Annotated in this window: 15 protein-coding genes; 13 read left to right on the top strand and 2 right to left on the bottom strand. The window is 57.2% G+C overall.

What is annotated here, in order from left to right:
- The first annotated feature begins 91 nt into the window (after positions 1-91).
- Together mltG and RCH93_RS05140 are read left to right on the top strand one after the other, a co-directional pair.
- Positions 92-1,057, top strand: coding sequence for an endolytic transglycosylase MltG (mltG, locus tag RCH93_RS05145; RefSeq protein WP_306547253.1), 966 nt, complete (start codon positions 92-94; stop codon positions 1,055-1,057).
- Between the two features lie 281 nt (positions 1,058-1,338).
- On the top strand, positions 1,339-1,539 hold the full coding sequence (locus tag RCH93_RS05140; RefSeq protein ID WP_306547252.1) for a cold-shock protein: 201 nt from the start codon (positions 1,339-1,341) through the stop codon (positions 1,537-1,539).
- Between the two features lie 2 nt (positions 1,540-1,541).
- Here the strand turns inward: RCH93_RS05140 and RCH93_RS05135 are convergent, their stop codons facing one another.
- Positions 1,542-1,763 (bottom strand): hypothetical protein, encoded by a 222-nt coding sequence (locus RCH93_RS05135; protein ID WP_306547251.1) that lies wholly within the window; start codon positions 1,761-1,763, stop codon positions 1,542-1,544.
- Between RCH93_RS05135 and RCH93_RS05130 the strand changes: the two genes are divergently transcribed.
- The 3 genes from RCH93_RS05130 (at position 1,758) to RCH93_RS05120 (ending at position 6,595) form a co-directional block, all read left to right on the top strand.
- A complete protein-coding gene (locus tag RCH93_RS05130; RefSeq protein WP_306547272.1) occupies positions 1,758-3,368 on the top strand; it encodes an NAD+ synthase in 1,611 nt (536 codons plus the stop codon). The genes RCH93_RS05135 and RCH93_RS05130 overlap by 6 nt on opposite strands.
- Positions 3,369-3,487: 119 nt before the next feature.
- A complete protein-coding gene (locus RCH93_RS05125; protein ID WP_306547250.1) occupies positions 3,488-5,260 on the top strand; it encodes a hypothetical protein in 1,773 nt (590 codons plus the stop codon).
- A 123-nt stretch (positions 5,261-5,383) separates the two neighbouring features.
- Positions 5,384-6,595: a pyridoxal phosphate-dependent aminotransferase gene (locus RCH93_RS05120; RefSeq protein WP_306547249.1), complete on the top strand. Its 1,212-nt coding sequence runs from the start codon at positions 5,384-5,386 to the stop codon at positions 6,593-6,595.
- A 95-nt stretch (positions 6,596-6,690) separates the two neighbouring features.
- On the opposite strand, the gene RCH93_RS05115 is transcribed toward RCH93_RS05120, so the two are convergent.
- Positions 6,691-7,692 (bottom strand): LysR substrate-binding domain-containing protein, encoded by a 1,002-nt coding sequence (locus RCH93_RS05115; RefSeq protein ID WP_306547248.1) that lies wholly within the window; start codon positions 7,690-7,692, stop codon positions 6,691-6,693.
- A gap of 265 nt (positions 7,693-7,957) precedes the next feature.
- Between RCH93_RS05115 and RCH93_RS05110 the strand changes: the two genes are divergently transcribed.
- The 8 genes from RCH93_RS05110 to nuoK are packed head-to-tail and all read left to right on the top strand — an operon-like array spanning position 7,958 to position 12,793.
- Positions 7,958-8,365, top strand: coding sequence for an NADH-quinone oxidoreductase subunit A (locus RCH93_RS05110; RefSeq protein ID WP_306547247.1), 408 nt, complete (start codon positions 7,958-7,960; stop codon positions 8,363-8,365).
- Complete coding sequence (locus RCH93_RS05105) at positions 8,335-8,832, top strand: NADH-quinone oxidoreductase subunit B (protein ID WP_306547246.1); 498 nt, start codon at positions 8,335-8,337, stop codon at positions 8,830-8,832. The genes RCH93_RS05110 and RCH93_RS05105 overlap by 31 nt, the downstream gene beginning before the upstream one ends.
- Before the next feature lie 16 nt (positions 8,833-8,848).
- Positions 8,849-9,340 (top strand): NADH-quinone oxidoreductase subunit C, encoded by a 492-nt coding sequence (locus tag RCH93_RS05100; RefSeq protein ID WP_306547245.1) that lies wholly within the window; start codon positions 8,849-8,851, stop codon positions 9,338-9,340.
- The gene (locus RCH93_RS05095; RefSeq protein WP_306547244.1) at positions 9,337-10,455 is read left to right on the top strand and encodes an NADH-quinone oxidoreductase subunit D; all 1,119 of its coding nucleotides are present in this window, start codon (positions 9,337-9,339) and stop codon (positions 10,453-10,455) included. The genes RCH93_RS05100 and RCH93_RS05095 overlap by 4 nt, the downstream gene beginning before the upstream one ends.
- An 18-nt stretch (positions 10,456-10,473) precedes the next feature.
- The gene (gene nuoH / locus RCH93_RS05090; protein WP_306547243.1) at positions 10,474-11,466 is read left to right on the top strand and encodes an NADH-quinone oxidoreductase subunit NuoH; all 993 of its coding nucleotides are present in this window, start codon (positions 10,474-10,476) and stop codon (positions 11,464-11,466) included.
- 2 nt (positions 11,467-11,468) lie between these two features.
- Positions 11,469-11,921, top strand: a complete 453-nt coding sequence (locus tag RCH93_RS05085) for a 4Fe-4S dicluster domain-containing protein (RefSeq protein ID WP_306547242.1) — start codon at positions 11,469-11,471, stop codon at positions 11,919-11,921.
- Positions 11,909-12,463: an NADH-quinone oxidoreductase subunit J gene (locus tag RCH93_RS05080; RefSeq protein WP_306547241.1), complete on the top strand. Its 555-nt coding sequence runs from the start codon at positions 11,909-11,911 to the stop codon at positions 12,461-12,463. Before RCH93_RS05085 ends, RCH93_RS05080 begins: the two co-directional genes overlap by 13 nt.
- Before the next feature lie 3 nt (positions 12,464-12,466).
- On the top strand, positions 12,467-12,793 hold the full coding sequence (nuoK, locus tag RCH93_RS05075; RefSeq protein ID WP_306547240.1) for an NADH-quinone oxidoreductase subunit NuoK: 327 nt from the start codon (positions 12,467-12,469) through the stop codon (positions 12,791-12,793).
- Positions 12,794-12,806: the final 13 nt, after the last annotated feature.

Genomic DNA, 12,806 nt, shown 5'->3' with positions numbered 1-12,806 from the left:
GCCTTTGCCGCCCGGCAATCCTGCTGCGCGCTTTATTTTTCCGCTTTTATTCATTTTTTTCTCTTTCATGCGCCGTCGCCTGCTGTTTTTGTTGCTCGTTTTTATCCTCTTTATCAGCGGCGCGGGACTCTGGCAACGAACCTACCTGACCACGGCCTCACCGGGAACCGGCGAGGTTGTCGTGGTGATTCCCAGGGGAACTGGCGTGCGTGGCATCGGCGCCCTGCTTGCGGCGGGCGGTCTCTTGAAGGACGACGTTCGTTATCTTTGCATGGTGGCGCTGTCTGGTCTTAAGGCCAAGCTTCAGGCCGGAGAATATAGCATTCCCCAGGGGCTAACGCCGCCGGAGGTGCTGCAGCTGTTGGCCAACGGGAGTACCCTGCGCCATCATGTCACCATCCCCGAAGGCCTGACCGTCGAGCAGGTGGCGGCTGTGTTTGCCCGCGACGGCTGGATCCGGCGGGAACAATTTATCGCCCTTGCCCAGGATGCCGAGTTTATTAGAAAGTTGGGGGTGGATGCCCCCAGCCTGGAAGGATATCTTTTTCCGGAAACCTATACATTGGTGCGCAACGAAGCCGACGCGCAGTCAGTGCTGCGGATGATGGTCGATCGGTTTCAGCGCGTCTGGCAGGACGTGAATCCTCCTGAGGCCCACGGGCTGAGCCGTCGTCAACTGCTGATTCTGGCGTCGATGGTGGAAAAAGAAACCGGGGCCGAGGCGGAGCGTCCGCTGATCGCCAGGGTGTTTCTCAACCGGCTTGCCCGCAAGATGCGCCTGCAGTCCGACCCGACTGTTATCTACGGCATTCGCGAGTTCAACGGCAACCTGACCAAGGCCGATTTGCAGCGGGCAACGCCGTACAACACCTACGTGATTCCCGCCTTGCCGGTTGGGCCTATTTGTAACCCCGGCCGAGCCGCCCTGGAGGCGGTTGTTCGTCCTGCTGCATCCGAGGCCCTGTATTTTGTCTCGAAAAATGACGGCACCCATGTCTTCTCCACCAATTTGACCGACCATAACCGGGCGGTCAAAATCTATCAGCGCGGACTTTGAGCGTTTTTCGGCCAGCCGTTTGCATGGCTTCGATCACGTCTAAGAGTTTTCGATGCCCCTTCATAACTTGCTGCTTCTGTGATGAATATTTTGCTGGACAGGCAAAGAGCGACGTCAAATTTTCTTGTTTTTAATTAAATTAGTGTTATGTTCGCCGGGCAGGAGTAGAACATGCGGTATTTTCGTTGGTTACGTTTTTGATTCTTTATTTGAGTTGGAAAATGCCCCTGAATTTCGCATGGATAGAACATTCAGCCCAAGACAAGGAGAAATAGGGAGCGATGTTGAAAGGAACAGTGAAGTGGTTTAATGAGTCTAAAGGTTTCGGTTTTATTGAGCAGGAAGCAGGCAAGGATGTTTTTGTCCACTACTCTGCAATCAGTGGATCGGGTTTCAAAACACTCAATGAAGGCGACAAGGTTCAGTTCGAGATCGTTGACGGACCGAAAGGACCCGCAGCCGCCAACGTCATGAAACAATAATTTCAGCTGTTTTTTACAGCCCGGCAAGAATATTTGCCGGGCTTTTTTTTGTCAACGGTTTGGGGTCGCTTCATCCCCTGCCGCTTGCATGCAGTGGTTTGTGATTCGGTTTTTTCCTCCCCTGTCAGGCGAATCTTCACCGCCTGCAACACGTCAGAAACAGCAGGCAGCGAATCAGCTCTTTTCTTCAGGTTGGAACCATTTTGAAAATCGCCCTTGTGCAAACAAACCCGACAATCGGCGCCTTTGAGCGGAACCTTCAGCAAATCCTCCACTGGATCGGCAAGGCAAAGCAGGCCGGATGTGATCTTGTCGTTTTCCCTGAGTTGACCCTGTGCGGCTATCCGCCCCAGGATTTGCTGGAACGCGCTTCTTTTCTTGACGCCCATGATCGCGCCCTGGCGGATCTGATCAAACAGTTGGACGGCATAACCTGCATTGTCGGGGCGCTGGAGCGCCGTAAAGGCCCAGGCAAACCCCTGTACAACTCGGCATTTGTCCTTGAGCGCAACAAAATCGCCTTTCGGGCGCGCAAGCAGTTGCTGCCCACCTACGATGTGTTTGATGAAACACGTTATTTCGAGCCGGGCACAACCTCGACCGTGTTTCCCTTCAAGGGGTTGCAGTGCGGTCTGACCATTTGCGAAGACATCTGGTGGAGCAGCGAGACGTATCAGGCCAATCCGCTCAAGGATTTGGCGATCGGCCCGATTGTGCCCGACTGCCTGATCAACATCTCGGCCTCTCCCTACCATCACGGCAAACTGGGAGAGCGGCAGCAGGTCTTTGGGCAGTTGTGCCGACACAACAATCTGCCGCTGCTCTACGCCAATCAGGTCGGCGGGCAGGACGGGTTGATTTTTGACGGTCATTCAATGGTGATGACCTCTGCCGGAATTCTTGGCGCCACGGCGGCCGGATTCGTCGAAGACATGCTGATTGTTGACAGCGACAGCTGGGAGACGGCCGGAGGGCCACCGCCTGAGGACAGCGTCGCTCAGGTGGAGCAGGCACTGGTGCTCGGCGTGCGCGATTATCTCCATAAAACCGGCTTTCGCAAGGCGGTGCTTGGCCTGTCCGGCGGGATCGATTCGGCCTTGACCGCTGTGATCGCGTGCCGGGCGCTGGGGCCGGAGAACGTGCTCTGCGTCGCCATGCCCTCGCCCTACACCGCGCAGCATTCGATTGACGACGCCCGGAAGTTGGCCGAAAATCTAGGCTGTGATTTTGAGCTCATCGCCATCTCGCCGGCCATGGAGGCTTACCGCGCCGCTTTGGCGCCGTTTTTCACCGGGCTTGCCGAAGACGCCGCCGAACAGAACATCCAGGCCCGCATCCGGGGCAATCTGCTCATGGCTCTGTCCAATAAATTCAACCGTTTGCTGCTGACCACCGGCAACAAGTCGGAGATGGCGGTCGGCTATTGCACCCTGTACGGCGACATGAGCGGCGGGCTTGCCGTGATTGCCGACGTGCCCAAAATCATGGTCTACGAGTTGGCGCGGTTGATCAACAGACAAGGGGAGATTATCCCCGAGCGAATTATCACCCGTCCGCCGACCGCAGAGCTCAAACCCGATCAGTGCGATCAGGACGATCTCCCGCCCTACGAAATTTTGGACGCGGTCCTGCAAGCCTATTTGGAAGAGCATAAGAGCTTGGAGGAAATCGTCGCCTCTGGCGTTGACGCTCAGTTGGCGAGGGACATTGTGCGTCGGGTCAAGCTCAACGAGTACAAGCGCAAGCAGGCGCCGTTGGGCATCAAGGTGACCTCCAAGGCCTTTGGACCCGGCCGCCGCTATCCTGTCGTCCAAGGATTTGCTGAATGAGGGGGCTGTCCCGCCTCGGCCCGCTGCAGCAAATCTTCCTTTGACGCTGTTGTTTTTTTCCGTTATTTTGGCCTGACCTTCCCGGCTTTTCCCTCTATTCGAGACGATCCGCAAGCGACATGGTCCGACCGTCCCGCAGTCTCCTTTCCATTGTTCTTTTTATTCCGGTCAGCCTGGTGGTTATCGGCTTCCTTGTGTACCGCGAGCAGACCACCAAACGTCCCGAGCAACTGGCCGTGACCACCGCCGGCATGGTTGAGATGTGTTTGAGCTGCCACACCAAGGAGAAGCTGGACGGCGCCCACGACAGCCTGGTGGTCGGCTGTTCGCCCTGCCACCTGGGCAACGCCCTGGCCATCGACAAGGACAAGGCTCACGCCGGCATGGTGCTCAATCCTGGCGACCTGCGCGTGGTGGGCAAAACCTGCGGGGTTGTGAGCTGTCACCCGGCCGATGTCCACAAGGTCAAAAATTCCCTGATGGCCACCAACCGCGGCATTCTGTCCACGTTGCTCTATTATTGGGGCGAGCGAGAGCATCAGAACGCGGACATTACGGTTGAGCAACTGCTTAAAAGCGGCGAGACCTCGCTGGCCCTTGACTATTACCGCAAGCTCTGTGGAACCTGCCATCTGTGGAAGCAGAAGAACGACTTGCCCGGAGCCCCGGCCTTTTTCAATGAGAAAGGGGGCGGTTGTTCCGCCTGCCATTACATCCTGCCGCCGGGCACGCCGCGCAACACCGTGACCTCGGAGCTTTCAGAGAAGGCGCAGGCTGAAGCCAAAAAGAATCGCCCCCATCCCCTGGTGATCAAACAGGCGCCGGAGGAGAACTGCATCCGTTGCCATAATCGCTCCGGTCGCATCGGCCTCTCGTACATTGGGGTGTATGAGGCAGAGGGCTATGGAACGCCCTACGAAAAAGGCCAGCATTCGGCGCAACGCCTGGCAGGCGACCGTTTTTATCTCAAGATCGCCCCGGACGTCCATCACGTTAAGGGCATGGTCTGCATCGACTGCCACACCCGCGATGAAATCATGGGCGACGGAACCAGTTACGCCCATTACGAAGAACAGCTCGAAATCACCTGTCAGAGCTGCCACGACGCCAAGCCGGGCATAACCCGCAAGCAGAAGCCGTTGTCGAACGTCAGCCAAAAACAGGAGCGGTTTGTCCTCACCGGCAAAATCGACGGCAAGGAGCGGCCCTTGGCCCCGCCCGATCCGCTCGCCTGTCTGGCCCCCAGCCACAAGCGCGTCACCTGCGAGGCCTGTCACTCCACCTGGGTGCCGCAGTGTTACGGCTGTCACGCCAAGCGGGACAAGCGGGAAACCCATCTCGACAAGCTGACGCTCAAAGAAACGCCGGGCTGGTGGGAAGAGGGGCGTTCGTATATCCGCTACGAAAAGCCGATGCTGGCGATCTGGGGCGACAAGGTGGTGGTGGTCACGCCTGGCTGCCAGGATCTGGTCACGCTGATCGACGAGAAAGGGGACTCGGAAGGCGGCTTCAACCGCTTCACCATGGCTGCGATCAACCCGCACACTATCCAGGCCAAGGGGCGTTCCTGCAAGGATTGCCACGCCGAACCCAAAACCATTGGGCTTGGCGAGGGCACGGTGGTGAAAAAAGAGGGCCAATGGCAATTCTTTCCAGTGGACCGCGGCGTGATGAGCGATCAGGGCCGCACGCCCGGCTTTGACGCCTTTGTCGCCATCGACGGCACGCCGTTGCAGCACGGGTCGCGCAAGGATCTGCGGCCGTTCAACGGCGAGGAGTTGCAGCGCATTCTTCGCGTTGGACTGTGCCTTCAATGCCACGAAAAGGCCGATGATCCTACGTATCGCAGCTATGATCGCAAGCGCCCCTGTCCGGTGTTTAAAGAACCCTGAGAGGCTTGTTGTGGCTGTGGAAATCTGTGGCGCGGTTTGCTTTGTTCTTGTTTAATTCTTTCAAAAGCGTTACAGCGCACTGTTTTTATTCACCGGAGAACATTTGTTCATAGAAGGAGTTCAATGATGTTGCCAGAAAAGTTTGTGCTTGCGGATCGAGTGCTGCAAGTAGCCCCTTCGCCGACGCTTGCCGTCAACGCCAAAGCGAAGGCGCTCAGGGCCGCAGGTGCGGATATTTTGAATTTCAGCGTAGGGGAGCCGGACATGTCCACCCCTGCCCATGTCTGCGAGGCCGGGAAAAAGGCCATCGACGACGGACACACCCGTTATACTCCGGTAGCGGGCATTCTGGAATTGCGGGAGGCGGTGTGCGCCAAGCTGAAAAAGGATCAGGGCTGGGACTACGCTCCCGATCAGGTTCAGGTCAGCTGCGGCGGCAAACACGGGTTGTACAACATCTTCCAGGCGATTTTGAATACCGGCGACGAGGTTCTGATCCCCGCGCCCTATTGGGTTTCCTATCCGCCCATGGTCCAACTGGCCGGCGGCGTGCCGGTGATTGTCCCGCTCAAGGAAGAAAACAGTTTTGATTTTGACCCGACTGTCCTGGCGCAGTATGTCACCGATAAAACCAAGGCCATTGTGCTCAACAGTCCTTCCAATCCGACCGGATCGGTTTTTTCCGAGGCGTCGCTGGCTGCGGTCGCCAAGATGGCCTACGACAACGGATGGCTGGTGATCACCGACGACATGTACGAGGAAATTTCCTACATTGAAGGTAAGATCCCGCACATCCTTCACGCCGACCCTCGGTTGAAGGATCAGACGGTGCTGTCCAACGGTGTGTCCAAATCCTTTGCCATGACCGGCTGGCGCATTGGTTGGTCAGTTGGCCCGATTGAGGTGATTAAGGCAATGAACAAAATTCAAAGCCAGTCGACCTCGAACCCGGCGGCCCCGTCCCAGTACGCGGCCCTTGCCGCCCTGACCGGACCGCAGGATTTTCCTCGGCAATTGCGCGAGGCCTTTATTCCCCGTCGCGCCTATTTTGTGCAGGCGCTGGAGTCGATCGCCGGGGTCAGTTGCGTTGTGCCTATGGGGGCCTTTTACGTGTTTCCCAATTTTTCCGCGTATTACGGCAAGTCGTTCAAGGGACAGGTCATTGATGGATCGGTCGCCCTTGCCGATTACCTGCTCAGTGAGGCCAACGTCGCTTCCGTGCCTGGCGCCGCCTTTGGCGCCGACGCCTTTATTCGATTTTCCTTCGCCACCTCGATGGAGGTGATCGAAAAGGGGATGGATCGGATCAAGAAGGCGCTTGCCGCACTGCAATAGCACGAATCCGGGTCAGGAATAAAAAACCGGCCAGAGATGCTTGTCTCTGGCCGGTTTTTTTGCGCGATGATTGTGCGTGAACCAACCGCGAGGGGTTAGTCCTGGGGTTCTTTGGGTTGGAGAACGCCGTCCTTGTCCAGCTTGCTTTTCACCAGCAGGGATTGGAGTTTCCACGGCGACGCCAAACATTCCCGGCCGAGATGATTTTCCGCCACCACCTCGCAGAATCGGAGGAATTCGGCCATCAGCCGGGTGATGATTTTGTCTTTGTGCTGGATGATCCAGAGTTGCCGGCTCATGTCCATACCTTCGATGGGCAGAATTTTTAGCCAGCCTTCCTCTGCCTCCCGGCACACGGTGAGCATGGACAGGCAGGCGGCGCCGACCCCTGACTCAACCGCCTTTTTGATCGCCTCGGTGTGACCGGTTTTGGTCACGACTTTGAGCATCGAGGCGTAGCGACCGAGTTTTTTGGTGAAAATTTCTGCAGTGCCCGACCCTTCCTCGCGCATGACCCAGCTGGTTTCTTTGAGATCGTCGGGGATCAGAAAGGTGGAGCGGTCGGCGAGTTTATGGGACGAGCTAACGATGATGCCGAGTTCGTCCTCAAACCAGGAGGTGGCGACCAGGGCGTCGACGTTGATGTCGCCTTCGACAAAGCCCAGATCCGCCTGACCCGTGGCCACCAGTTTTTCGGCGCTCATGGTGTTGACCACCAGCATATTGATGTGCGCCTCGGGGTGCAGCCGCATGAAGGCGCCAATGAGGTAGGGCAGCACATAGTTGCCGATGGTGGAACTGGCCACGATTTCCAGGACGCCGGCAACCGTGTCCTGCTGCTCGGTGAGGATGGTTTCGATGTTGGCGACCTGGTGCAGGATCGCCTTGGCCAAGGGCAGGAGATAGCGTCCTCGGTCGTTGAGCAGCAGGCTGCGCCCGTGTCGGTCAAACAGCGGCCCGCCCAATTGGTTCTCAAGTTCGCCCAAGGCCATGCTCACCGCCGATTGGGTCAGCAGGAGCTTTTTACTGGCTCGGGTGACCTGCTGGGTTTCGGCGACGGCAATGAATATTTCCAATTGTCTGAAGGTGATAGCCATGGCGCCTCTTTTGTATCAACGTGATTGAACATATACATGATTGTAATTGAAAAATCTGGCCTAAACTAACACCTGGGAAAAATAGGTCAATGACTTTTCGGCTGTAAGGGTCAATATTTCTCACAGTTACAATCGAGAAATTAGTCATTATTTAAAATAATTTATGCTTGACATCAAAGATGCTTTTCAGTAATTTGATAAGATGTGCTGATCAAACGCATCAGTTGGATTGATGTTGACGGCTGTCGCTGTTGAGGAGAAAAAGATGGATCAGGTCGTACTTACCAATATTATTTATGTGACCCTGTTTTTAATCGGGGCGTTGTTGTTCGGCTTTGGTCCGATCATTATCGTCAAGCTGCTCAGCCCTTCGTCCCATACCCGGCAGACCGCCGGGCGGGCAGGGCAGCTGATCGAGTGCGGCATGGAGCCCATCGGCAGCGCCTGGATTCGATTCGGTATTGTCTATTATCTATATGCCTTGATTTTCCTCGCCTTTGACGTCGACGTGCTGTTCCTCTTTCCAGTGGCCGTCGCCTACAACAGCCCGGAATTGGGCCTCCAGGATTTTTATGAAATTCTGTTGTTTGTTGCCATTCTTTCATTAGCCATTGTCTATGCTTGGCGTAAAGGAGTGTTTACGTGGGAGAAGAAAACCTACCTTCATCAATAGTGCAGTTCGCCCAGCTCGACAAACTGCTCAATCTTGGCCGGGCCAATTCGCTCTGGCCCATGACTTTCGGGCTGGCCTGCTGCGCTATTGAGATGATGTGCACCGGCGGTTCCCGCTACGACATCTCCCGCTTCGGGGCCGAGGTTTTCAGGCCTTCGCCCCGTCAGAGCGACGTTATGATCGTGGCCGGGACCATCAACAAAAAACTGGAATTGGCGGTCAAGACCCTCTATGACCAGATGCCCGAGCCCAAATGGGTCATCGCCATGGGCAACTGCGCCATCAGCGGCGGACCGTTCAAGGTCAAGGAAAACTACAACGTGGTGGAAGGCGCGGACAAGCTCTTCCCGGTGGACGTGTATATCCCCGGTTGTCCGCCGCGTCCCGAAGCCTTGCTTGAGGGCATCATGACCCTTGAAGAAAAAATCACCGGAAAGCGGCGCTGGCCCCGGGTGCAAGCGGGTTGAACGTGGAGTGGAAGCGATGAATATGCTGGAAAAAACACAAGCCGCGCTCGCGGAGCTTTTTCCCCAGGCCGAGGCAGGGGAGGGGGCGACGGAGGCCGCGGCGAGACAGCCGGGCGTGCTGCGCACCGATCCGGCCAGGCACGGCAGTCATCTTGACGTCCTCTGCGGTCCGGATCAGGTGGTGGCTGTGGCGCGGATCATGGATCGCGAAGGCTATTTTCTGGAAGCTGTTTCCGGGGTCGATTGGCTCGAAAAACAACAGTTGGAAATCATCTACGATTACAACCGTCTGGGTGGCGAGCATTGCCGGGTGATGGTGCGGACTCAGGTTCCGCGCAGCGAAGCGGTTGTTCCCACCGTGTCCGCCGTCTTTCCGGCCGCCGACTGGCATGAGCGCGAGACCTATGATTTTTATGGCGTGCATTTTCAGGACCATCCCAACCTGATCCGCATTCTCCTGCCGGAAGACGCCGACTTTCACCCCCTTCTCAAGGATTTTACGCCATGACCGTTCCCATTCATCTGCGGCATGATGAAACCTTTGTGCTCAACCTTGGGCCGCAGCACCCCGCCACCCACGGCGTGCTGCGGGTCAAGCTCACTATGGACGGCGAGTACATCGTCAAGGCCGAGCCAGTGCTGGGCTACATCCACCGGATGCACGAAAAGCTGGCCGAAGCCGGCACCTTTGCCCAGTTCATGCCTAACACCGCACGCATGGATTATCTCCACGCCCTGGCCTTCAATCACGGCTGGGCGCTGGTGGTGGAAAAAGCCGCCGGTATCGAGGTGCCTGAACGGGCCGAGTATATCCGGGTGATCACCGTTGAGCTCAACCGCATCGCCAGTCATCTGTTATGGTGGGCCGCTTTTCTGCTCGATCTCGGCGGATTCACGCCCTTGCTCTACGCCTTTGACGACCGCGAAAAGGTCATTGATCTGCTCGAACGGGTCACCGGTTCCCGCCTGACCTACTGCTATATGCGTTTTGGCGGGGTCTACAACGACATCGACGACGAATTCATCGCCGGGACCCGCGACTTTATCAAACGCCTGCGCGGCCGGATGCCCAGCCTCTATCACGATCTGGTCACCCACAACATCATCCTGATCAAACGGATCAAGGACATCGGCATCATCACCCCGGAGCAGTGCCGCCGCTACGGCGCCACCGGTCCAGTGGCCCGAGGTTCCGGCATTAATTACGACGTCCGCAAGAACGAGCCCTACTCGGTCTATCCGGAGTTCGATTTCGACGTGCCGGTTTTTGACGAATGCGACTCCATGGCCCGCTACATGGTGCGCATGCATGAGATGGAGCAGTCGCTACGCATCATTGAACAGGCCCTGGACAAACTTCCCGACGGTCCGGTGATGGGCAAGGCCCCCAAGGTGCTGAAACCCGAGGCGGGTTATTATTATTCGGCGGTGGAAACCGCGCGCGGATCGCTCGGTCACCGGTTGATCTGCGACGGCGGCAAAAACCCCTACAAGCTCAAACTGCGCTCGCCGACCTTCTCCAATCTCAGCCTGTACGGCGAGGTGGCAGAGGGCATGTTGCTGGCGGACGCCCTGGCCTTCATGGGCAGTCTGGATCTGGTTATTCCCGAGATCGACCGCTGATCGGGAGAGGTATATTTTATGGAAACAAGCATTTGGCGCGCCCTCCTCTATCTGGTGGGCATCATGGCCTTTGCCGGCCTCAACGCAGCCTACTTGGGCTGGTGCGAACGCAAGGGCGCGGCCCGCATTCAACGGCGGATCGGGCCGTGCGAGGCTGGGTATGCAGGGCTGTTGCAGCCCCTGGCCGACGGCCTCAAGCTGATGAGCAAGCAGCTGCTGGTGCCGGACGGGGTGGACGGCATCATCTTCCGGGTGGCCCCGGTGCTGGCCATGATTCCGGCCATCACCTCGATGGTGGTCATTCCGTTCTCCGAAAACATCGGCGCCCGGGCCATGGAGCTTTCGGTGCTGTTGCTCTTTGCCCTGGCCTCGATCAGCATGATTGCCATCCTGCTCGGCGGCTGGGCATCGGGCAACAAGTACGCCGTCATCTCCGCCGCCCGTTCAGTGTCGCAGAATCTGGCCTACGAGATTCCCATGCTGATCACCGTGATCACCGTGGTGCTGATTTCCGGCTCGCTCAACCTGCGCGAGATCGCCATTGATCAGCAGGGCGGCTTCTGGCATTGGAACATCTTCCGGTTGGAGAACGGTCATTTCCTGACCATGTGGATCTCCTTCATCATCTTTTTTATCTGTTCGGTGGCCGAGACCAACCGGGCGCCCTTTGACATGGCCGAGGCCGAGAGCGAGCTGGTTGCCGGTTTTATGACCGAGTACGGTTCCATGGGCTTTGGTCTGTTCATGATGGGCGAGTATCTCAACATCGTGGTTGGCGCCTGTTTGACCGCCACCCTGTTTCTCGGCGGCTGGGACTGTCCCTTTGGCAAGACGCCCGGGGTCTGGTGGTTCCTGATCAAGATTTACATTCTGATTTTTACCTTCATCTGGATTCGCTGGACCTATCCGCGCACCCAGATCTACCGGCTGTTGAACCTGAGCTGGAAAATCCTGATTCCCTTCTCGCTGATCAACCTGCTGATTACTGCGGCCCTGATCAAGGTGTTCTGATTATGAGTGGTTATTGGAGCGATATTTTTACCGGCGGCAAAAGCCTGCTCGTCGGCTTGACCATCACCGCCCGGGAATTTTTCAAGCCGGTGGTGACCGAGCAGTACCCTTACGAGGTCCCGACCATGACCCCGCTGTTCCGGGGCCATATCGAACTGATCGGCAACGAGGAAACCGGCGCGCCCAACTGCGTGGTCTGCGGGATGTGCCAACGGGCCTGCCCGTCCCTGTGCATCAGTCTGGACGGCAAAAAGAACGAGGGCGGCAAGGGTAAGGTGCTGACCAGTTATGTGCTGGATTTCACCAAGTGCAGTCTGTGCGGTTCCTGCGTCGAGAGTTGCAATTTCAACGCCTTGCGCTTTTCCAAGGAATACAACCTAGCCAGTTTCGACAAGAATGATTTCATCATGGATCTGCTGAAACGGTTGGAGGATCAGAATCAATGCAAGCATTAGTCTGTCAACCGACGGCCGCTCCGGCGCTGTTTTCCGCTGAAGGCGCGGTCGGGGTCATTTTTCTGCTGACCGTGGCCCTGGTGGTGACCGGCGCCCTGATCGCGGTCAACGCCAACCGGCTGGTTCGCGCCGTTGCCGGCTTGGCTGTTTGTTTCACCGGTCTGGCCGGGGTCTATTATTTTCTGCTTAGTCCCTTTTTGGCCATGATGCAGATGCTCATTTATGTGGGCGCGGTTTCGATTCTGATCGCCTTCGGCATCATGATGGCCACCCCCGAAGAGCAGCAGACAACGGGCATGAAACACCGCTCGATCCTCGCCGGCCCCCTGGCCTTCAGCGTCGGCGCGCTGATCTTTGCCGCCCTGACCGTGCTGGGCCTGAAGACCCAATGGCAGGTTTTTCCCCGTCAGGGCGCCTTTGACATCAAGGCTGTGGGCATGTCGCTGCTGACCACCCACAGTCTGGTTTTTGAACTTATTTCCATCGTCCTGCTCATGGCCATCATCGGCGCTTTGGTGCTTGCGCAGAGGGGGAGAAACTAACCGATGCAACTGCTTAATCTCTATAATTGCCTGCCCACCTATCTGGTGATCGGCGCGCTGCTGTTTGCCTTCGGGGTGTACGGCATGGTTGTTCGCCGCACGGTGATCGGCATGCTGATCTCCTCGGAGTTCATCCTCGCCGCCGCTTCGACCAATTTCATGGCCTTCAACCGCTTCCTGGCTCCGGATCCGGTGGTCGGGCAGATCTTCACCCTGTTCATCATGGCCATTGCCGCCGCCGAGGCCGCCATCGCCGTCAGCATCATGATTGCCGTCTATCGCAATTACAAGACCATCGAGACCGAAGATCTTGTGGATCTGCAGGGCTAACCGGAGAACACGA

The sequence above is a fragment of the Desulfobulbus sp. genome (genome assembly GCF_030824455.1).
Taxonomy (GTDB): domain Bacteria; phylum Desulfobacterota; class Desulfobulbia; order Desulfobulbales; family Desulfobulbaceae; genus Desulfobulbus.
Note: the sequence above shows the minus strand (reverse complement) of the source record. Positions and strands in the feature narration are given on the sequence as shown.